The organism is Oerskovia merdavium (assembly GCF_014836755.1).
Classification (GTDB): Bacteria; Actinomycetota; Actinomycetes; order Actinomycetales; family Cellulomonadaceae; genus Oerskovia; species Oerskovia merdavium.
Map to the genome: position 1 here is coordinate 163,444 of NZ_JACSQF010000008.1, position 20,054 is coordinate 183,497.

Genomic DNA, 20,054 nt, shown 5'->3' on the forward strand with positions numbered 1-20,054 from the left:
CCGACTCGATGAGTCGATGAGTCGATGAGTCGATGAGTCGATGAGTCGACCTTGTCACGGTGATCAGAAGTTGATCCACTAGGGTTTGACAACCCAAGATCGCTACAATTCCGAGGTCCCGATATCGATGTTTCTTGGTGCGCCCCCGGTGTACCCTTTGTGGCAGCGCGAGTCGCCGAATCGCCTTGAGGGCGGTGCCTGCTTGGGTAACCTTGACGCCCTCCGTAGGGCTCTCTCTACCCGAGGAGAGTATCGGTGGCGGGTTGGTTTGACTGGGATCTTTGACGTGTTCTCACCAGGGCTGACGGTGTGATGGCGCGCTGACCAGCAGGTTCGGTGTCCGGGAGGCTTGGTGGGCGGACCCCGGGCGTCAGGATGTAAGTCGCCAAACACACAACCGCGACATCCTGGGGTCCCGTTTGATCACCTATCGTGCCAGCCTCGACGTGCCCGCTCACACCCTGAGGGTCGTCACCCGGTGGATCGGCGCCCACCGCCGCGCCCACGACGTGCGCCCCAAGCAACGGGTCGCGACCGCCCGCACGCAGGCGATCTTGGTGCTGCGCTGGTTCAAGGACGCCACACGGATACGACAGCTCGCGATCGACGCAGGGATCTCGCTCGCGACCGGCTACCGGTACCTGCACGAGGCCATCGACGTGATCGCGGCCCACGCCCCGAGCCTGCACGAGGTCCTCGCCATCGCGAAACAAGAGGACTGGCCGTTCGTGTGCCTGGACGGCACCCCTGGTCCCGATCGCCCAGCTGCACGGGCCCCGCAACCCGACCGGCGCCGACTCGTGGTACTCGGGCAAGCACCACCGCCACGGCGGGAACGTCCAGGTCGTGTGCGAGCCGACCGGGTACCCCGTGTGGGTCTCGCCCGTGTGCCCGGGCTCGACCCACGACATCACCGCAGCCCGCACCCACGTCCTGCCCGCTCTCTACCCGGCTGCCGCGGCCGGCATCGTGACCCTGACCGACAAGGGCTATCAAGGCGCAGGGATCGGGACCGGGCACCCCCACCGCCTGAGGGCCGACGCGCACGTCGACGACGTCACCCGCAACAAGCTCCTCACCAGCCTGCGCGCCGTCGCCGAACGCGGCAACGCCCTGATCAAGAACACCTGGCGAGCCCTACGCCTGATCACCCTCGACCCCGCCCGCATCACCGAGATCACCGCCGCAGCCCTCGTCCTACTCCACCTTCAACGAGGAAGCAGGTGACACCACCGCTGGTGAGAACACCACTTTGCCTGCTTGCCACCTGAGTCCCCCACCCCCGCGTCGCTTCCTGAGTGTTGACGACTGCGCTGACGAGGTCGGGGTGTGCTGCAGTCAGTACCCTTGGTTCGACAAGCCCAGGACCCGGCACGCCACCGCGACCGGCACCCGCACTTCCGAGTTCCGGTCGCGGCCATCTCACGAACGAGCAGGAAGACAATCGATCCGGCGGGTTCGCCTGAGACAGGCCTCCCGAAACCGAACGATTCCCTGCCGGATCAGCACAATTTGGCAACTCGCTTCTTACTGCCAACATGCCCACACCGTTGCTATTCAACGAAAAACTCTCGAAATCCGCCATCACAAAACTCCAGACTCCCAGCTAGCACCGCCAGGGCGACTGGCTTCCAGTGATTGACCCCCAGGCGTGCACGAGTACTACGTGAAGCGCGGGCCAAATGGTCAGCAACTCGCGAGGCACCGCCTATCCCGTGCAGTTCTTGGAGCCCACCAGCTTGCTCGGCGACCTCCTCAATCGCCTGCGTTTCGTATAGCTCGCCCAGTCGAAGGAACGCAAACTGTCGACGCAGCCCTGAAGCAAGACTCTCGGGGAGCGAACTAGATGACTGCACGGAGTACTCAATACTGAAATGCGGCTCGAAACTCAAGGCCGCATGCAAGAACTGCACAGTAGAACTGGAGAACACGGAGTAGGGGTGCACAAAGAGAGGCCCTAGAGCATCCGAGGTCTTGTCACCCTTGAGGTTATTGCACACGCTGCAACAGGGCACTAGGTTTATTGGAAGGACCGAGTACTCTGGGTATATTGACTTTGGTAGGAAGTGGTCAAGTTGCGATGTATCCCGATGGCCACAAAGGCAGCACCTGAGGCTAAGTGAGAGGATTGCCGACCCTTCAGATCTGAGTCTCCCGCTCCGGATTACTTTGTAAGACTTCTGGAGAAGACTGGCGTCCGAGTCGTCCCAAGCGACTGTTGGGTGGGCGCCGTCAACCAGTTCAAGTGAGTAAGATTCGCACCGTTCCGAAACCACAGGCCGTAAAAGACGCATGCGGGTAAGCGTATCTTCAGCGGTGCTGGAACTATGGACGCGATCGTATAGCTCCATAGCCGGTTGTTCAGGCGGGTAAAGGAAGATGATCTCAACCACCCCTGTTCGAGAATCGAAGAAACAAGGCGTGCGCTTGCGCACTCAGACCCATCGGAAATATCTGCTCAAGGTCAGCCTCGGACCTACTCTGGGCAAGTTCTCGTAGAACGCCTTGATAGTCGGTAGAGCTGCTATCGAGAGAAAATACATGTCTTGTGATCTCACCGATGTTCGATCCGAATGTCTCGATCGTCGGAGTCTGAACTGTGGTTCTACTGCCGATGCGATTCAGGACGCGAACTGACGACGCTGGGACCTCCTGGAGCACAACAGGGCTGTGCGTTGCGATCAATCCAAAAGAGTCAAACTCCTCAAGCAGATACTGACTCGCCTTCAGAAGCGCAGCCAGAAGGGGTGGATGGAGGTGGCTTTCGGGCTCGTCAAGAAGGACTAATGAACGTTTCCTGAGGTGAGCGGCGAGCTGCACCACGATGTTTAGGACGATCTTATGGCCAGTACTCAGTTCCCTAATGCTTGTTGCCGCTTCAGAGGGATCGTCTACCCATTCATCTGGTCGGATCCCGATTCGACCAAACGAGGGCTCGGCTCCAATGATTTGCAGGGCACGTCGCACGACGTTTGCACCTTTGGAGTTCAGAGTGAATTCTAGCGCCCGCAAAAATTCGCGGTCAATCTCACTAATGCTTTTCAGCTCAGGTTCCAAACTTTGTGCACCGACAATTCGGCGCAGACCGCAGTAAGTATACCCGAAGAACTCGGTCTTTCCCCGCTTGTCGTCCGTTGAGCCTTGAAGCGAGTCAATCTCAGGGAGTTTGAACGTATCGAATGCGCTATACGAGACCGCGACAACGGCCGCGAATGTACGGTCTTCCCCAGTTAGATGGGGTGACCCCTTGGTCAACTGGCTATTAGCACCGACTTTGCTAACCAGCCTAGCAATTTCGGCAAGCAGGCGGGTTTTCCCTGCGCCATTGTATCCGATCAGGGCATTACAGCGTCCGGGTACCGGCCCAGTGTCGTCGAAGTTGAACTGCACCTCTGAGCCGCTTGAGGGATCTACGTACGAAAAGCTCGCGCGCTGACGGGCACGGGCGGAACCACCACCGATGAACTCTACTGCGGTCTCAAGCACATGTTGAGCTTCGCCAAACCGCAAGAGCGATATCTCCCATGCTGTGTACTGTTCTGCCCGCTCTCTAGTTTCAGAACTGGCGATTGCGTCGTTCATGGCTTCAAGGTACGCATCGCGCATCGCCTTCGGGAGCGTGCCGAGCTTCTCGTAGTACTCGATATCTTGACCAAGCGAAACGTACTCGCCAGAAAGTCGCTCAAGCGGCGCTAGGGGGATTTCTGTGCGTCCCGATTCTTGTCCTAGTTTCATGATCTTTACGCCACCGAGGTCAATGGGATTGAGGTCTGGGGCGGAGATTTCCACGCCGTACAGAGTCTTGAATCCGAAGTCGTCCCAGTTGTCGTCTAAGAGTGAGATGTGTAGGCGCGAGTGTCCCGACCGGGTGCTATGAGCCCACTGTGACCTCTGAATGTTTACTCTCATCCTACTCTTTCACGTCCGAGTTAATCGGAACATCGCGAATGTCCGATCCGGCGGGCAGATGCTTGCTCGATTGTCGCATCGCTCGCGGGCGATTGGCGCTTCTCTGCGGGCGAGTCTTCCGATTGAGGGCACGCTGGGCCGTGATGGGACGTAGAGCCAGAGCGTTGACCCCATGCGTGAGCGCGCCTCTCCACAGCGCCCTACCTCGCCATGTTGGTGCGAGCCGTTGCGTTCGCGGCTGGCAGCGTAGATGCGACCCGCCTACCTGACTGGGCATGTCTTCGACACGCGGGTCCACGTGATGCAGGCTGAGAGGCTGACGGCGGCGTGATCGGCGATGGAGAGCTTCCCGTAGCCGGTCGCTAGGGCGCGCCACTACTTGGCCATGCAAAGCAGCGCCCGGCGACGTTGCATCGGCGCTCTCCAACTGCAACCGCTTGATCTCCCCCGTGTCCGCGGACGTCCCACCGGGCCGCTCGCCCGCTTCGACCTGCGCACGCCACTGCCACAACTGCAACGTCTCCAGCCCATCCCAGACACCCACATGGAATACCTCGCCGCTGCCGTCGGGTTCGGGTGGCTACTGTCCATCACGATCGAGGCACGGATAGAGGCCCTGACCTGCGGCTATGCCGCAGATCAGGGCCTTTCAGCAGGACGGTCAAACCTGTCCGTTTTGTCCCTGGTCTCAGAAGTTGATCATGTGCCCCGCGAGTCCATGAATGGCCTCCTGCACGGCCTCCGACAGCGTCGGGTGCGTGTGCACGTTGCGCCCCAGCTCCGACGCCGTGAGGTCCCACTTCTGCGCGAGCGTGAGCTCGGGCAGCAGCTCGGAAGCGTCCGGGCCGATCAGGTGGCCGCCGAGGAGCTCGCCGTAGCGGGCATCGGCGACGAGCTTGACGAAGCCCGTGGGCTCGCCCAGGCCGTGTGCCTTGCCGTTGGCGGTGAAGGGGAACTTGGAGACCTTGACGTCGTAGCCCTCGTCGCGGGCCTGCTGCTCGGTGAGGCCGAAGCTGGCGATCTGCGGCTGGCAGAACGTCGCGCGCGGCATCATGCGGTAGTCGCCGAGCGTCATGGTCTCGGCGCCGCCGATGGTCTCGGACGCGACGACTCCCTGCGCCTCGGCGACGTGCGCGAGCATGAGCTTCGCGGTGACGTCACCGATCGCGTAGATGTGGGGCACGTTGGTGCGCATGACGTCGTCGATCGCGATCGCGCCGCGGTCGGTCAGCGCGACGCCCGTGTTCTCGAGCCCGAAGCCCTCGACGTTGGGCGCGAAGCCCACGGCCATGAGGACCTTGTCGACCTCGATCGAGCCGGGCTTGTCGTCCTTGACGCCCTTGTAGGAGACGGTCACCGACGAGCCGCCATCCACCACGGTCTGCACCGCGGTCGACGTCAGGATGTTCACGCCGAGCTTCTTGTACTGCTTGGCGATCTCCTTGGAGACCTCGATGTCCTCGTTCGGCAGCGCACGGTCGAGGAACTCGATGATCGTCACGTCGACGCCGTAGTTCTTCAGCACGTACGCGAACTCCATGCCGATCGCGCCCGCCCCGACGATCGCGATCGAGCGCGGCAACTCACGCGTCAGGATCTGCTTCTCGTACGTGACGACGTTCTCGCTCAGCTCGACGCCCGGCAGCAGACGGACCTTCGAGCCCGTGGCGATGATCACGTTCGCGAACGTCACGGTCTCGGTCTGGCCGGACGACAGCGCGACGTCGATCGTGTTCGCGTCGCGGAACGTGCCGCGCCCGTCGTACTCGGTGATCTTGTTCTTCTTCATGAGGAAGTGCACGCCCTTGACGCGGCCGTCGGCGACGTCGCGGCTGCGGTCGAACGCCTTGCCGAAGTCGAACGACACGTCACCCGTCATGCCGAAGAAGTCGGCCTGGTGCGTGAACAGGTGGGCGAGCTCCGCGTTGCGCAGGAGCGCCTTGGAGGGGATGCACCCGACGTTGAGGCACACACCGCCCCAGTACTTCTCCTCGATGATCGCGACGGACTGGCCGAGCTGGGCCGCGCGGATGGCGGCGACGTAGCCGCCGGGGCCCGCGCCGAGGACGACGACGTCGTAGTGGTTAGCCATGTGGACCAGCCTAGATCGTCTGCCCGACGGCGGTGCGACCGATCGCGTCACACGTCACCAGGGCACGGGGCCAGGTCCGCGTAGGCGGCCCGGGGTGTGCTCTCGCGCGGACGCACCGCGACGGCGCACCGCCCGAGTCGTTACGATGCGCTACAGCCGCGTCGGATCCCGACCTCAAGGGCTCGTGGGCGGCGACACGGGCCTCGTGGAGACCTCATGTCCGTCGGACTCGTAGCACTGCTGGACGACATCGCAGCATTCGCCAAGCTGGCAGCAGCGTCCATCGACGACATCGGTGCCGCCGCGGGGCGCGCGAGCGTCAAGGCGACCGGCGTCGTGATCGACGACACCGCGGTCACGCCCCGCTACGTCGAGGGTCTGGCCGCGAAGCGCGAGATCCCGGTCGTGAAGCGCATCGCCCTGGGCTCGCTGCGCAACAAGCTCCTGTTCATCCTCCCGGCGGCGCTGCTGCTCAGCCAGTTCCTGCCGTGGCTCCTGACCCCGTTGCTCATGGTCGGCGGGACGTACCTCGCGTACGAGGGGGCCGAGAAGCTCTGGGAGATGATCTCGGGCAAGCACACGAAGGCGATCGACGACGCGGCCGCGAAGAAGGCCGTCGACGAGGACCGGGTCGTGTCGAGCGCGGTGCGCACCGACTTCATCCTCAGCGCGGAGATCATGGTCATCGCGCTCAACGAGGTCGCCGACGAGGCGTTCTGGTCGCGCGCGATCATCCTCGTGGTCGTCGCGCTGCTCATCACGGTCCTCGTCTACGGGATCGTCGGCCTGATCGTGAAGATGGACGACATCGGCCTGCACCTCGCCCGGCAGCGCACGGGGTGGGTCCAGTCGTTCGGCCGCGGCCTCGTGACCGCGATGCCGCGCGTCATGGCGGTCATCTCGACCGTCGGCGTGGTGGCGATGCTGTGGGTCGGTGGGCACATCCTGCTGCAGGGCACGTACGACCTCGGCTGGCACGGCCCGTACGACCTGCTGCACTTCCTCGAGTCGGGCGTGCACGGTGTCCCGGTCGTCGGCGGTGTGCTCACGTGGCTCGTCGACACCCTGGGCTCGGCGATCGTCGGCACCATCGTGGGTGCGGTCGTCGTCACGGTCGTGCACTTCATCCCGCGCAAGAACAAGCACCACTGATCCCCTGACGACGCCCGAAGGCCCGCTCGCCCGCGAACTCGCCGGGCGAGCGGGCCTTCGTCGTCCGGCCCGCGGCGCGTGTGGGTGGCCGGTCCTACCGTGGGAGGACCGCCAACGAGTCGCAGGAGGACGTCATGGCCTTGAAGTTCGGGTTCGTCGGGAGCTTCGGTTCCGCATCAGAGCTGGTCTCCATGGCCCGCGAGGCCGAGGACCACGGCTGGGACGGCTACTTCACGTGGGACGGCATCAGCCTGCCCGGCATGGAGGGCTACGACCCGTGGGGCATCCTCGCCGCGGCGGCCGTCCAGACCGAGCGCCTGACGCTGGGTGCGCTCGTGTTCGCACTACCGCGCCGGCGTCCGTGGGAGCTCGCGCGCCAGGCTCTGACGGTCGACCACCTCTCGGGCGGGCGGCTCGTGCTGCCAGCAGGCGTCGGGGTGCTCGACGACGCGGGCTTCAGCGCCGTCCCCGGCCAGCTCACGTCGCTGCGCGAGCGCGCCGAGCTGCTCGACGACGTGCTGGCCTTCCTCGAGCGTTCCTGGTCGGGCGAGGCGTTCTCGTTCGACGGGAAGCACATCTCGACGGGCGAGATGACGATCTCACCACAGCCCGTCCACGGGCGCATCCCCGTGTGGCCCGTGGGGGTGTTCCCGAGCGAGAAGTCCATGAGCCGAGCGGTCCGCTGGGACGGCGTGACGGTCCAGCTCCGGGGCGACCGCGGCCTGGACCCGCTCACACCGGAGGACGTGCGCGAGGTCGCGACCTGGGTGGGCGACCACCGTGACCCGGCGGCCGGTCCGTTCGAGCTCGTGGTCCAGCGGGACTTCGCGACCGACCTCGACGCCGCGGCCCAGGACGCGCGCGCGCTCGAGGCCGCGGGCGCGACGTGGTGGCTCGAGGCCGGGTGGGACCCGTCCACGATCACTGCGGAGTCGCAGCTCGCGCGGATCCGCCAGGGGCCGCCGCGACCGTGAGCGCGTGCGTCGCGCCACGTGCGACGCCCGTCGACGACCCTCCGTCCAGTCCCGGCGAACAGGTACGTCCCCCTCGTCCCGCACACGCCGACGGCGCCGCTCCCCTGGGTGGGGAGCAGCGCCGTCGGGCCGTGCGAACCGTTTGCGACCGTCAGGTCATGCGGACGGGCGGGCCGCCTCGATGTCGACCGTCGGCAGGTGCTTCGCCGGCAGCGTCTTGGGGCGCCACGACGCGCGCGTCTGCTCGAACGCCGTGATGTCGGCCTCGTGCTGGAGGGTCAGACCGATGTCGTCGAGCCCCTCCATGAGGCGCCAGCGCGTGTAGTCGTCGATCTGGAAACGGACCACGACGTCGTCGGCCGTCGCCGTGCGCTCGACCAGGTCGACCGTGACCTCGGTGCCGGGCTTGGTCTCGAGGACCTTCCACAGCAGCTCGATGTCCTCCTGCGCGACGATGCCCGCGACGAGGCCCTGCTTGCCCGAGTTGCCGCGGAAGATGTCCGCGAAACGCGAGGCCAGGACGACCTTGAAGCCGTAGTCCTTGAGGGCCCACACGGCGTGCTCGCGCGACGAGCCGGTGCCGAAGTCGGGGCCCGCGACCAGCACGGAGCCGGACGAGTACGCGGGCTGGTTCAGGATGAACGCGGGGTCCCCGCGCCACGCCGCGAACAGCGCGTCCTCGAACCCCGTGCGCGTCACGCGCTTGAGGTAGACGGCGGGGATGATCTGGTCCGTGTCGACGTTGCTGCGGCGCAGCGGGACACCGACACCGGTGTGGGTGGTGAACTTCTCCATGATGCTTCTGCTTCCTCGATGAGTCGGTCGTCAGGTGGCCTGCCGGGGTGGCGCCCCGCATGGGGTGCCGGGACCCGGTGTCAGACCTGCAGCGGGACGCGCGGGTCGAGCGGCGCGAGCGGCGTGCCGTCGAACGACGTGATGTCGACGTCGGCCGGCAGGTCCAGGTCGGCCAGCGAGGACAACGTCCCGCGGATGGCCGTCGCGGCCGCGACGAGCGGCGAGACCAGGTGGGTGCGTCCACCCTTGCCCTGGCGACCCTCGAAGTTGCGGTTGGACGTGGAGGCCGAACGCTCCCCCGGAGCGAGCTGGTCCGGGTTCATGCCCAGGCACATCGAACAGCCGGCGTTGCGCCACTCGGCACCGAAGTCGAGGAAGATCTGGTCGAGCCCCTCGGCCTCGGCCTGGAGGCGGACGCGCGCCGACGCGGGCACGACGAGCACGCGCAGCGAGTCGGCCTTCTTCTTGCCCTGGACGACCTTGGCGACCGAGCGCAGGTCCTCGATGCGGCCGTTGGTGCACGAGCCGATGAAGACCGTGTCGATCGCGATGTCGCGCAGCGGAGCACCCGGGGTCAGGCCCATGTACTCGATCGCGCGCTCGGCGGCGACGCGCTCGTTCTCGTCGGCGATCTCCGCCGGGACCGGGACGTTCGCGGACAGGGGCAGGCCCTGGCCGGGGTTGGTGCCCCAGGTGATGAACGGCTCGAGGTCGGCCGCCTCGAGCACGACCTCCTCGTCGAACGTGGCGTCGTCGTCGGTCTTGAGCGTCCTCCAGTACTCGACCGCGGCGTCCCAGTCGGCACCCTCGGGCGCGTGCGGACGGCCCTTGAGGTACTCGAACGTGGTCTCGTCAGGAGCGATCATGCCGGCGCGTGCGCCCGCCTCGATCGACATGTTGCAGACCGTCATGCGGGCTTCCATGGTCAGCTTCCGGATGGCCTCGCCGCGGTACTCCAGGACGTAGCCCTGGCCGCCGCCCGTGCCGATCTTCGCGATGATCGCGAGGATGATGTCCTTGGACGTCGCGCCCGGGGGCAGCTCGCCGTTGACCGTGATCGCCATGGTCTTGAAGGGCGCGAGCGGCAGGGTCTGGGTCGCGAGCACGTGCTCGACCTCCGAGGTCCCGATGCCGAACGCGAGGGCCCCGAACGCGCCGTGGGTCGAGGTGTGCGAGTCGCCGCACACGACCGTCAGGCCCGGCATGGTGAGCCCGAGCTGGGGGCCGACCTGGTGCACGATGCCCTGGTCCGCGTCACCCAGGGAGTGGATGCGCACGCCGAATTCCTTGGCGTTGTTGCGCAGCGTGTCGATCTGGGTGCGGCTCGTGAGGTCCGCGATCGGCAGGTCGATGTCGAGCGTGGGGGTGTTGTGGTCCTCGGTCGCGATCGTCAGGTCGGTGCGGCGCACCTGCCGGCCGGCGAGACGCAGGCCCTCGAAGGCCTGCGGACTGGTGACCTCGTGGATGAGGTGCAGATCGATGTAGAGGAGGTCGGGCGACCCGTCGGTGCCACGTCGCACCAGGTGCGCGTCCCAGACCTTCTCCGCCAGCGTGCCGGCCATGTTGGTTTCTCCTACCTGTGTCCTGCGGTGGTCGCTCACGCGGGGGCCGTGGGCGACGATCGGGGGGTACAACTCGGTCGTGGTCCGGGTGATCTTCCCGGTCCTTCGGCGACACCGACACCCGCAAACTTGCATCTCACTGTGCGAGACGTCAATATCGACCTATGGACAATTCTAGCGGAGTCGGCGTGCTGGACAAGGCGGCGTCCGTTCTGGGCGCTCTGGAGTCCGGACCAGCCACTTTGGCCCAGCTCGTCACCGCCACCGGACTCGCCCGTCCGACGGCTCATCGCCTCGCTGTCGCGCTCGAGCACCACCGCATGGTGGCTCGCGACATGCAGGGCCGTTTCGTCCTCGGACCGCGCCTGAACGAGCTCGCGACCGCAGCAGGCGAGGACCGCCTGCTCGCCGCCGCGAACCCCGTTCTCACGGCGCTGCGCGACCACACGGGCGAGAGCGCCCAGCTCTACCGCCGCCAGGGCGACCATCGCATCTGCGTCGCCGCGGCAGAACGCCCGGTCGGACTCCGTGACTCTATCCCCGTGGGGGCGACCCTCACGATGGGCGCGGGCTCGGCCGCCCAGGTCCTGCTCGCCTGGGAGGAGCCGGACCGCCTCCACCGCGGCCTGCGTGAGGCCGTCTTCACGGCCACGATCCTCTCGGGAGTCCGACGGCGCGGCTGGGCACAGTCCGTCTCGGAGCGCGAGCTCGGGGTCGCCTCGGTGTCGGCGCCCGTACGCGGACCGTCGGGGCGGATCGTCGCCGCGGTCTCGATCTCGGGACCGGTCGAGCGCCTGACGCGCCAGCCGGGCCGCCTGCACTCGGGCTCCGTCGTCGCCGCGGCCAACCGCCTGACCGAGGTCCTGCGCCGCGCCGGCGAGTGACCGTCCACCGACCCTGACCGAGGGGCGGGTGCCGTGAGGCGCCCGCCCCTCGGCGTTCCTGACTGGCGTTCCTGCCGGTCCTCGCCGCACCCGTCAGCGCTCGCCCCGGGGCAGGTCCCGCTGCGTAGACTCGGGCGATGACTCTCCTTGCTGCCGAGCACGCGCTCCAGGCCGCCCAGCGTGCCGGCGACGTCGACGCGCTGGACGCACTGCTGCATCCTCGGTGCGTCGGTGCAGGTCCGGACGGGTCCGTCTTCTCCAAGGAGGACGACCTGGAGAGCTACCGCTCGGGGTTCCTGCAGATCACCCGCCTGGAGGAGGAGTCGCTCGACGTCCAGGAGCACGTCCTGAGCGGCGTGACCAGGCTGGTCGCCGCTGTCGAGGCGGTCCAGGGCGGGACCGTGGTCTCCGCACGGTTGAGCTACACGCGCCTCTGGGTGCGGGCGGACGAGGGGTGGCTGGTTCTGGCCGCCACGCTCGCACCGGCTGCTGCGCCTGCCTGACCGGACGCGTCGTCGCGCTCGGCGCCCCCTGCGCGACCTTGTCCGGCGCTCCGCGCCCTCTGTGCGACCTTGTCCTGACACGGGACCCACGACCGATTCGGGCGAAACGCTAGACTCGTCGTCGGCGCGCCTCCGACGGCGTCCCGTCTGCTCTGGTCACCATGGCGAGCAGAGCACCACCGCCCCGATCGACGACCACGTGAGGACCACACGATGCCCGGCAAGGCCAAGACCATCCTGATGTGGGTCGTCATCGTCTTCCTGCTCTACGCGGTCATCAAGAGCCCTGACCGCGCAGCAGACATCGTCCAGGCGATCTGGGACGTCATCATGGGCGCGTTCGCGAGCTTCGGACAGTTCGTCCAGTCCCTCATCGAGTAGTCGACGGCATGGCGCGCGAGCAGCTGGAGGTGGAGGGCGCGGGTCGCCCTCCCCGCCTGAGCGCGCGTCATCTGCGCCGCTACATCATCCCCGGCGAACGGGTCGTCCTTGCCACACGGGCCCACTGGGGCAAGCTGGCCGAGCCCGTCGCCACGACGTTCGCCGCGTTCCTCGTCGTCGCATGGCTCGTGAGCGCGTCCGGTCCCACCGTGGGCGACGGCGCCCTCATGCTCTGGTGGGTCTGGCTCGCGGTCGCCCTGCGTCTCCTGTGGAAGGTCCTGGACTGGCGCAACGAGTGGTTCGTGGCGACCGACAAACGCATGCTGCTGATGTTCGGGCTCGTGACGCACAAGGTCGCGATGATGCCCCTCGGCAAGGTCACCGACATGAGCTACAGCCGTTCGATCGTCGGGCGCGTGCTCGGCTACGGCCAGTTCATCCTCGAGTCCGCCGGGCAGGACCAGGCCATGAGCCGCATCAACTGGGTCGCCAAGCCCGACGCGACGTACCGCAAGCTGTGCGACACGATCTTCCTCCCGGGGGGCAAGGGCGGCCCGGGCGGCTCCGGCGCTCAGAACGCCTCGGGTGGCGCCGACGGCTCCGCAGGCCGGCAGCAGGCCGCCCCGACGGCGCCCGGCCCTTCGACCACTGCTCCCCCGCCGCCACCCCCTCCGCCGGCCGCGGCACACCTCGCGTGGGCGCCGACGAGCGTCGGACCGGAGCGGGACCCTGCCGCGGCAGCGACCCAACCGGTCGCGGTGCGGTCCGTCCAGAAGGACGGCCAGGGGCACCTCTTCGTGGCCCCGCGCGGGAGCGCGCCCCGCCTGGCGGGGACCGACCGCCCCGTCATGGCGCCGCCGCTGCCCCCGCTCCCTCCGGCGAACCGTCTCGACGGCACCGACGGCGAGGCGGAGGGTCCGGCCTGGGAGGTCTCGGACGAGGACCGTGCGACGTTCGTGCCGATCGGCCGCTCGACGTCCTCCCCCGGGGCGCGCACCGAGCCCCCGGTCCCGCCGCCCCCCGCCTGACCTCGCCCGACGCCCCGTCCTGGGCTCTCCCAGGCCGTTCCGGTCAGCGTCCCGGCACGTTCGGGTCCTTCGACCCTGGCCGCGCGCCGCCCCGCAACCTACGGTGCAGTAACCACCCGTTCGGCGGTGGCAGCAGCACTCGCACCAGGCATGAGAAGAGTCCACCTGTGACCACGCTTTCCTTGACCGTCCCGTCGCCGTGCCCGCCGCTCCCGCGGGTCATCCAGGGCGGGATGGGCATGGCGGTCTCGTCCTGGCGCCTCGCGTCCGCGGTCGCGCACGCAGGACAGCTGGGCCTCGTGTCGGGCACGGCCCTCGACCTGGTGCTGGCGCGCAGGCTGCAGAACGGTGACCGCGACGGGGCGGTCCGTCGAGCGCTCGCCGCCTTCCCGGTCCCCCGGTTCGCCCAGCGGGTGATCTCGCGCTACTTCCGTCCCGAGGGGCGCAGCGAGGGTCAGCCCTACGCGCCGGTCCCGCGCCTCGCGCTGCGCCAGACCCGGCTCGCGCAGGAGCTCATGGTCCTGGGCAGCTTCGTCGAGGTGTGGCTCGCCAAGGAGGGTCACGACGGGCGCGTGGGGATCAACTTCCTCGAGAAGATCCAGATGGCCGCACCCGCCGCGGCGTACGGGTCGATGCTCGCGGGTGCCGACTACGTCGTGACCGGGGCAGGGATCCCCCGGGACGTCCCGCACCTGCTCGACCAGCTCGCGGAGCACGAGCACGTCGAGTTCCCCGTGACGGTCGTCGGCGGGAGCCACCACACGGTCGACTTCGACCCCGAGACGCTCCTCGGCGGCTCGCTGCCTGCCGTGTCACGTCCGACGTTCCTCGCGATCGTCTCCGCGCACGCCCTGGCCGAGCACCTGGTGCGCGAGGACCGCACCCGCCCGGACGGGTTCGTCGTCGAGGGGCCCCCTGCCGGCGGGCACAACGCGCCGCCCCGCGGACGGCTCACCCTCGACGAGGTCGGCCAGCCCGTGTTCGGCCCGCGCGACCAGGCCGACGTCTCGAAGGTGGCGGCGCTGGGGCTGCCGTTCTGGATCGCGGGCGCGCAGGGGACGCCCGAGGCGCTCGTCGCGGCCCGTGAGGCGGGAGCCGCCGGCGTCCAGGTGGGCACCCTCTTCGCGCTCGCAACCGAGTCTGGACTCGACCCCGCGCTCCGCGACGACGTCCTGACCCGGTTGCGCGACGGGACGCTCGACGTCCGGACCGAGGCCCTCACGTCCCCCACGGGCTTCCCGTTCAAGGTCGCGCAGCTCCCGGGGACGCTCGCCGAGGAGGGGCTGGTGGCGGCACGCCCTCGGCTGTGCGACCTGGGGTACCTCCGCACGCCCGTGCAGAAGGACGACGGCAAGGTCGCCTACCGCTGTCCCGCTGAGCCCGTCCACATGTACGAGCGCAAGGGCGGAGCCGCGGCGGACACCGTCGGCAGGTCCTGCCTGTGCAACTCCCTCGCTGCGAACGTCGAGCTCGGGCAGACCCGCGCCGACGGCTACGTCGAGCCGCCGCTCGTGACGCTCGGCGTCGACGTCGCCGGGGCTGCCCGGCTCTCCGCGCAGCACGAGGGCTCCTGGTCGGCCCGCGACGCCCTGGACTGGCTCCTGGGAGAGGGCTCGGCGGTCAGGGTGACGGACCTCACTGAGCGAGCGGTGCCCGTCGGCTCCTGAGACGCACGAGCTGAGCGGTCAGGTCCCAGTCGGCCGGCCGTTCCTCGGGCACGAACCATCGCGCCCCCGCATCGAGCCACACCTTCCGGGCCCGCAGCGCGGTGCGCCAGGAGAGGTCCTCGACCCCGCTCTCGGAACCGCAGCAGTCGCAGATCGCGTAGAGGGGAGTCCCGCCGCGCCACAGATCCTCCGGGACCGATGGATCCGACCATCCGCAGACCCTGCAGGTCGTCTCGACGAACATCACAGAAACCTAGCAGCCGGCTCCAGCCGGGAGGCGACCTCGCCGGGTCGCTCCTCGGCAGGCCGTCGCGGCCCACGAACGACGAAAGCCCGGTCATCTGACGATGACTGGGCTTTCGTGGTGGTACCCCCAACGGGATTTGAACCCGTGTTACCGCCGTGAGAGGGCGGCGTCCTAGGCCGCTAGACGATGGGGGCCAGGACAGCTCTCCCACTCCGAAGAGTGATCGAGCGTCATCGAGGCCCGGTCATCTGACGATGGCCAGGCCTCGTACTACGTACCCCCAACGGGATTTGAACCCGTGTTACCGCCGTGAGAGGGCGGCGTCCTAGGCCGCTAGACGATGGGGGCCTAAGCTCGTCACCCCGAGGGGCGCCGTGCCGTTGAGAACTGTACTGCACGATTCGCGTCGGTTTGACCGACTCGATGCGCTACTTGCTCTGCGCTGGGGTACCAGGACTCGAACCTAGAATGACGGTACCAGAAACCGTTGTGTTGCCAATTACACCATACCCCAAGGAGGTATCAGCGCCGCGCCCTCTTCCCGTTCCCGGGCTTCGGGTGAGCGCCTCACCGAGAGAAAACATTACCGGAGAGTCCCGGTCCGGCCAAATCGCCCTCAGCCGGCCTGCCAGTCGCTGCCAGTCGCTGCCCACTCCCGCCCGCACCCCGGGGTGGGCCGCGTCCGGAACGGACGTGCCGCCGTCGGGCACCACTGCTCCGACACGTCGCGGCCGACCGCGAGGAAACTGTGGACCTCGCCCACGCGACGTGGCACCGTCGAAGACATGAGCACCGCAGCACCCCCTGAGCCTCCGTCCTCCACCCCGCGCGCGTCCCACGCCGAACGCGCGTCGTCGTTCGGCGCAGGTGCCGACGACTACCGGGCCGTCCGCCCCTCCTACCCTGACGCCGCGATCGACTGGATGCTGCCCGCCGGGGCCTGCCACGTGCTCGACCTCGCGGCAGGGACGGGCAAGCTCACCGAGAAGCTGGTCGCGCGCGGCCTCCACGTGACCGCGGTCGAGCCCTCGGACGGCATGCGCGCCCAGCTCAAGGACGCCGTGCCCGGCGCCCACGTCCTGCCCGGCACGGCCGAACGCATCCCGCTCGAGGACGGGAGCGTCGACGCGGTCCTCGTGGCCCAGGCCTGGCACTGGTTCGACGTCGCGACGGCCGTCCCGGAGATCGCGCGCGTGCTGCGCCCCGGCGGCCGGCTCGGCGTCGTCTGGAACGTCCGCGACCACACGGTCGACTGGGTCGAGCGCTTCACCGAGATCATCCACCGCGGCGACTCGCTCGAGCCCGTCCACCGGACCCCGCAGCTCGACGGGGTCGACGAGTCCTTCACGCCGCTCGAGCACGCGACCTTCGACTGGGCCGACCACCTCCCCGCCGCAAGCCTCCGGACGCTCGCCGCGACCCGGAGCCATCTGCTCACGCTGCCGCCCGCCGAGCGAGACGAGCTGCTCGACGCCGTCGACCACCTCGCGGCGACCCACCCCGCGCTCGCGGGGCTCACCGAGGTCGACCTCCCCTATCGCGCCGAGTGCTGGCGCGCGGACCGCACCGACCGCGCGGTCGACGAGTGAGCGCGCAGCCCGAGGACCCCGGCGTCTCGGTCGTCCGGCTCGCACCCGGCCCCGTCACGCCCGACGACGTCCGCACCGCCGCACGCTGGCTCGCCGACGGCGTGGGTCGCCATCCGGACGCCGCGTTCGACGCGCAGGCCGGGCCCGTGCGGTGGTCGTGCTGGGCGACGGCCGAGCACGTCGTCGACGACCTCCTCGCCTACGCGCTCCAGGTCGCAGGGCTTCCCCTGCTCGACTACCTGCCGCTCGCCGGCCCCAAGGGCGAGGACGAGATCGCGCACGTCAAGCGCGAGGCGGGCCCGCCCGGGATGGCCGAGGTGCTCCTCGCGGGCGGCGAGCTCCTCGCCGCCCAGGTGGGCGCCCGTCCGGACACGGCCCGCGCCTACCACCCGTACGGGCTCTCGGACCCGCAGGGGTTCGCGGCCATGGGGATCGTCGAGATCCTCGTGCACGGGCGCGACATCCTCGAAGGGCTCACGGGTATCGCCCCCGACCTTCCCGAGGGCCTCAGCACCCGCGTGCTCGCGCGGCTCTTCCCCGACCTGCCGGACGCGAGCCGCGAGCTCCCGGCAGCACAGGTGCTCGTGTGGGCGACGGGTCGCTGCGAGCTCCCCGGACTCGCGCGCCGCACCCGCTGGCGCTGGGACGCGACCGTCCGGTAGCGCGCGTCGAGCGGTGCCCGGTCTGCCCGGGCACCGCTCGGTACATCAGCAGGCCGGCTCACTCCCCCGCGTCGAGCGCGGGCTGGGCAGCTCGCCACCCGCCTCAGGTCAGCGCCAGCACCGCCACGAGCGAGGTGCCGGTCACGACGGCGGCCGACGCCGTCCCGAGCACGAGCGCGCGCCGACCCGTGCGGACCAGGTGGGCGACGTCGACCCCCAGACCCATCGCAAACATCGCCGCGGTGAAGAGCAGCGTCGTGACCACGGTCGTCACCTCCACGACCGACGCGGGCAGCAAGCCTGTGCTGCGCACCAGCACGGCCACGAGGAAGCCCACGACGAACAGGGGCACCGGCGGCGTCCTGCGGGCCGCACGGGCCCCCGTGGCGGCCTCGACGTCCGCGGGGCGCGCCATGCGCTCGCGGCGCGCCCGCAGCACCCCGGCCCCCGCCACGAGGGGGGCGAGCAGCACGACGCGGGCGAGCTTGCTCACCGTCGCGGTCGCGAGCGCGGCCGCGGAGATCGCGCCACCTGCGGTCACGACCTGCGCGACCTCCTGGACGCTCGCCCCGATCCAGAGCCCGGCCCGGTCGTCGGCGAGCCCGAGCAGCCCGGCGAGCCAGGGCAGCACGAAGATCGCGAGCGAGCCGAAGATCGTCACGAGCGCGAGCGCGGTCGCCACGGCGTCGTCGGCCTCGCGGCGTGACTCGTCGTCGTCGCCTCCTCCGACCACGCCCTGCATGGCCGAGATCGCGGCCGCGCCGCAGATCGAGAACCCGGTCGCGACGAGCAGCGAGGTCACGCGCGGGACACGCAGCACGCGCCCCAGGGCGAGCGTCGCGCTGAACGTCACGGCGACCGTGATCGCCACGACCGCGAGGCCGCGCCAGCCGAGCGCGAGCACCTCGGGCAGCGAGAGCTGGAGCCCCAGGAGGACCACGCCCGCGCGCAGGACGCGCATCGCGGTCCACCGGGTCCCTTCCTGGGTCCGGGTGGTGAGGGCGTCCGCCCACCTCGCGGCACGCGTCGTCTGCCCGACGGCGTCGCTCGCCCCGCGCGCGCGGCGCAGGCTTCCGAGCACCGAGCCGACGACGGCACCGACGAGCAGGGACAACACGAGGGGCGAGAGCGGGACCACCTGCGCAAGGAGGTAGGCGACGACGGTCGCGAGCGCGCAGAACGCCAGCCCGGGGGCTGCGCGGCGGATCCAGGGAGCCGAGGCGGTGGCCTCGGTCGAGGGGGCGGGCGTGGTGGGCCGGCGAGCGGCGTGGTCGACGCCCGGGGTGGGGGTGTCGAGGTCGGTCGTGGGGGTCATGTTCTCAATGTGCCGCGCCGGCCTTCTCGTCAGAAGGCCCACCTGACGACCGAGCCATAGGATGAACCTATGGCCGCGAGCACCCCGCAGACACCTGCGAGCCCCCCTCCCCCACGTCGGGACCGGACCTCGCTCGGGCTCCTGGAGCTGCTCGTCGCGACCGACAGCCACGGCTCGATCAGCGCCGCGGCGCGTGCGCTGGGCATCTCCCAGCCGAGCGCCTCGGCCGGCATGCGGCGCCTCGAGAGGCACCTGGGGCTCGAGCTCGTCGCCCGCTCGACGCGCGGGGCCCGCCTCACCGAGACCGGGCGCGCGACCGCGACCTGGGCCCGCGAGGTCGTCGACGCCTCGGACCGGTTCGAGACCGCGGCCGCGGCCCTGCGCGAGGCCCCCTCGGCCCGGATACGGCTCGCGGCCAGCCTGACGATCGCCGAGTACCTCGCCCCTCGCTGGCTCGCGACGCTCGCGCTCGACGGCCTCACCCCGGTGCCCGGGGCCGGTGCGGGTCTGCCGGCGGGGCAGGGCAGCGCGTCGGGGCAACGCGGACCGTCGGAGGCCGCCCGCGGGCCGTCCTCTCCCGACGTCGAGCTGCTCGTGCGCAACTCTCGGGCCGTGATGGAGCTCGTCCTGTCGGACGACGCCGAGCTCGGCTTCATCGAGAGCTCGACCATGCGTCGCGGGCTGCGCAGCCGGACCCTGGCCCACGACGAGCTGGTCGTGGTCGTCGCGGCGGCGCACCCGTGGGCCCTGCGCCGGCGTCGCACCGCGACGGTCGAGGAGCTGCTGAGCGGTGGGCTCGTCGTCCGTGAGCGCGGCTCAGGAACGCGCGAGACGCTCGAGAAGTCGCTCGTGGCGGCCGGCGCCCGCCTCCCGGACCACCTGCCCTACCTCGGCTCGACCGCGTCGCTCAAGACCGCGGTCCAGTACGGCGGCGCGGTCGCGGTGCTTTCCCGGTTGACGGTCGCGGACGACCTGGCTCGTGGCACGCTCGTCGAGATCCAGGTGCCCGGCCTGGGGCTCTCGAGGCGGCTCCGGATGATCTGGAAGGACGGCACCGAGCTCTCGGCGGCGGCCAGGCGGATCGCGGCGGTCGCGGCCGGGAGTGCCGGGGCATCGCACCCGAGGGCCGGGCGGTAGGCCCCCGACCACCGGCCCCTGCCCCCTGACACCTGCCACCGCGAGGTAGAACGTGCGGCGCGAGGTAGGACGCGCCGCGCACTACCTCGCGCAGCACGTTCTACCTCGCCCGGCAAGACGTCGCACCTCGCACCGCAGGACGGGCGGCACAGGCAGA

Annotated in this window: 15 protein-coding genes, 3 tRNA genes and 1 pseudogene; 11 read left to right on the forward strand and 8 right to left on the reverse strand. The window is 69.2% G+C overall.

From position 1 onward, the window contains the following. Positions 1–419 precede the first annotated feature (419 nt). Positions 420–1,227, forward strand: a pseudogene (locus H9641_RS09615) (transposase family protein). 1,158 nt (positions 1,228–2,385) lie between these two features. On the opposite strand, the gene H9641_RS09620 reads toward H9641_RS09615, so the two are convergent. Next, entirely contained in the window at positions 2,386–3,789 is a 1,404-nt protein-coding gene (locus tag H9641_RS09620; RefSeq protein WP_191803176.1) for an AAA family ATPase, read from the reverse strand. Between the two features lie 808 nt (positions 3,790–4,597). Continuing rightward, positions 4,598–6,001, reverse strand: coding sequence for a dihydrolipoyl dehydrogenase (gene lpdA / locus H9641_RS09625; RefSeq protein WP_068707924.1), 1,404 nt, complete (start codon positions 5,999–6,001; stop codon positions 4,598–4,600). Between the two features lie 216 nt (positions 6,002–6,217). On the opposite strand from lpdA, the gene H9641_RS09630 reads away from it, so the two are divergent. Together H9641_RS09630 and H9641_RS09635 are read left to right on the forward strand one after the other, a co-directional pair. Beyond that, positions 6,218–7,153: a DUF808 domain-containing protein gene (locus H9641_RS09630; protein WP_191803178.1), complete on the forward strand. Its 936-nt coding sequence runs from the start codon at positions 6,218–6,220 to the stop codon at positions 7,151–7,153. 134 nt (positions 7,154–7,287) lie between these two features. Further along, the gene (locus H9641_RS09635; RefSeq protein ID WP_191803180.1) at positions 7,288–8,127 is read left to right on the forward strand and encodes an LLM class flavin-dependent oxidoreductase; all 840 of its coding nucleotides are present in this window, start codon (positions 7,288–7,290) and stop codon (positions 8,125–8,127) included. Positions 8,128–8,283: 156 nt separating this feature from the next. On the opposite strand, the gene leuD is transcribed toward H9641_RS09635, so the two are convergent. After that, entirely contained in the window at positions 8,284–8,922 is a 639-nt protein-coding gene (leuD, locus tag H9641_RS09640; protein WP_056648168.1) for a 3-isopropylmalate dehydratase small subunit, read from the reverse strand. Between the two features lie 80 nt (positions 8,923–9,002). Continuing rightward, positions 9,003–10,484, reverse strand: a complete 1,482-nt coding sequence (leuC, locus tag H9641_RS09645; protein WP_191803182.1) for a 3-isopropylmalate dehydratase large subunit — start codon at positions 10,482–10,484, stop codon at positions 9,003–9,005. 164 nt (positions 10,485–10,648) lie between these two features. Between leuC and H9641_RS09650 the strand changes: the two genes are divergently transcribed. From H9641_RS09650 to H9641_RS09670, 5 genes are all read left to right on the forward strand, one after another. After that, complete coding sequence (locus tag H9641_RS09650) at positions 10,649–11,368, forward strand: IclR family transcriptional regulator (protein ID WP_030150819.1); 720 nt, start codon at positions 10,649–10,651, stop codon at positions 11,366–11,368. A gap of 137 nt (positions 11,369–11,505) precedes the next feature. Continuing rightward, the gene (locus H9641_RS09655) at positions 11,506–11,871 is read left to right on the forward strand and encodes a nuclear transport factor 2 family protein (RefSeq protein WP_191803184.1); all 366 of its coding nucleotides are present in this window, start codon (positions 11,506–11,508) and stop codon (positions 11,869–11,871) included. 213 nt (positions 11,872–12,084) lie between these two features. Then, entirely contained in the window at positions 12,085–12,252 is a 168-nt protein-coding gene (locus H9641_RS09660) for a hypothetical protein (RefSeq protein ID WP_169834240.1), read from the forward strand. A gap of 8 nt (positions 12,253–12,260) precedes the next feature. Continuing rightward, positions 12,261–13,280: a PH domain-containing protein gene (locus H9641_RS09665; RefSeq protein ID WP_191803186.1), complete on the forward strand. Its 1,020-nt coding sequence runs from the start codon at positions 12,261–12,263 to the stop codon at positions 13,278–13,280. 167 nt (positions 13,281–13,447) lie between these two features. Beyond that, entirely contained in the window at positions 13,448–14,947 is a 1,500-nt protein-coding gene (locus H9641_RS09670) for a nitronate monooxygenase (protein WP_318244495.1), read from the forward strand. A 365-nt stretch (positions 14,948–15,312) separates the two neighbouring features. Here H9641_RS09670 and H9641_RS09675 read toward each other — a convergent pair. The 3 genes from H9641_RS09675 to H9641_RS09685 form a co-directional block, all read right to left on the reverse strand. Then, a tRNA-Glu gene (locus tag H9641_RS09675) sits at positions 15,313–15,388 on the reverse strand. An 81-nt stretch (positions 15,389–15,469) separates the two neighbouring features. Continuing rightward, positions 15,470–15,542: transfer RNA gene (locus tag H9641_RS09680), tRNA-Glu, on the reverse strand. 94 nt (positions 15,543–15,636) lie between these two features. Continuing rightward, positions 15,637–15,708: transfer RNA gene (locus H9641_RS09685), tRNA-Gln, on the reverse strand. A gap of 271 nt (positions 15,709–15,979) precedes the next feature. On the opposite strand from H9641_RS09685, the gene H9641_RS09690 reads away from it, so the two are divergent. Further along, positions 15,980–16,783, forward strand: a complete 804-nt coding sequence (locus H9641_RS09690; protein ID WP_191803188.1) for a class I SAM-dependent methyltransferase — start codon at positions 15,980–15,982, stop codon at positions 16,781–16,783. Beyond that, entirely contained in the window at positions 16,780–17,445 is a 666-nt protein-coding gene (locus H9641_RS09695; protein ID WP_191803190.1) for a hypothetical protein, read from the forward strand. The genes H9641_RS09690 and H9641_RS09695 overlap by 4 nt, the downstream gene beginning before the upstream one ends. A gap of 103 nt (positions 17,446–17,548) precedes the next feature. On the opposite strand, the gene H9641_RS09700 is transcribed toward H9641_RS09695, so the two are convergent. Continuing rightward, the gene (locus H9641_RS09700; RefSeq protein ID WP_191803192.1) at positions 17,549–18,760 is read right to left on the reverse strand and encodes a YeiH family protein; all 1,212 of its coding nucleotides are present in this window, start codon (positions 18,758–18,760) and stop codon (positions 17,549–17,551) included. A 69-nt stretch (positions 18,761–18,829) separates the two neighbouring features. Here H9641_RS09700 and H9641_RS09705 point away from each other — a divergent pair, with 69 nt between their 5' ends. Continuing rightward, the gene (locus H9641_RS09705; RefSeq protein ID WP_191803194.1) at positions 18,830–19,897 is read left to right on the forward strand and encodes a LysR family transcriptional regulator; all 1,068 of its coding nucleotides are present in this window, start codon (positions 18,830–18,832) and stop codon (positions 19,895–19,897) included. The last annotated feature ends 157 nt before the right edge of the window (positions 19,898–20,054 follow it).

What these genes read in the sequence shown, in the direction of transcription:
- lpdA (WP_068707924.1), bottom strand. Translation starts at nt 6,001, where the DNA reads ATGGCTAACCACTACGACGTCGTCGTCCTCGGCGCGGGCCCCGGCGGC.
- H9641_RS09630 (WP_191803178.1), top strand. Translation starts at nt 6,218, where the DNA reads ATGTCCGTCGGACTCGTAGCACTGCTGGACGACATCGCAGCATTCGCC.
- H9641_RS09635 (WP_191803180.1), top strand. Translation starts at nt 7,288, where the DNA reads ATGGCCTTGAAGTTCGGGTTCGTCGGGAGCTTCGGTTCCGCATCAGAG.
- leuD (WP_056648168.1), bottom strand. Translation starts at nt 8,922, where the DNA reads ATGGAGAAGTTCACCACCCACACCGGTGTCGGTGTCCCGCTGCGCCGC.
- leuC (WP_191803182.1), bottom strand. Translation starts at nt 10,484, where the DNA reads ATGGCCGGCACGCTGGCGGAGAAGGTCTGGGACGCGCACCTGGTGCGA.
- H9641_RS09650 (WP_030150819.1), top strand. Translation starts at nt 10,649, where the DNA reads ATGGACAATTCTAGCGGAGTCGGCGTGCTGGACAAGGCGGCGTCCGTT.
- H9641_RS09655 (WP_191803184.1), top strand. Translation starts at nt 11,506, where the DNA reads ATGACTCTCCTTGCTGCCGAGCACGCGCTCCAGGCCGCCCAGCGTGCC.
- H9641_RS09660 (WP_169834240.1), top strand. Translation starts at nt 12,085, where the DNA reads ATGCCCGGCAAGGCCAAGACCATCCTGATGTGGGTCGTCATCGTCTTC.
- H9641_RS09665 (WP_191803186.1), top strand. Translation starts at nt 12,261, where the DNA reads ATGGCGCGCGAGCAGCTGGAGGTGGAGGGCGCGGGTCGCCCTCCCCGC.
- H9641_RS09690 (WP_191803188.1), top strand. Translation starts at nt 15,980, where the DNA reads ATGAGCACCGCAGCACCCCCTGAGCCTCCGTCCTCCACCCCGCGCGCG.
- H9641_RS09700 (WP_191803192.1), bottom strand. Translation starts at nt 18,760, where the DNA reads ATGACCCCCACGACCGACCTCGACACCCCCACCCCGGGCGTCGACCAC.
- H9641_RS09705 (WP_191803194.1), top strand. Translation starts at nt 18,830, where the DNA reads ATGGCCGCGAGCACCCCGCAGACACCTGCGAGCCCCCCTCCCCCACGT.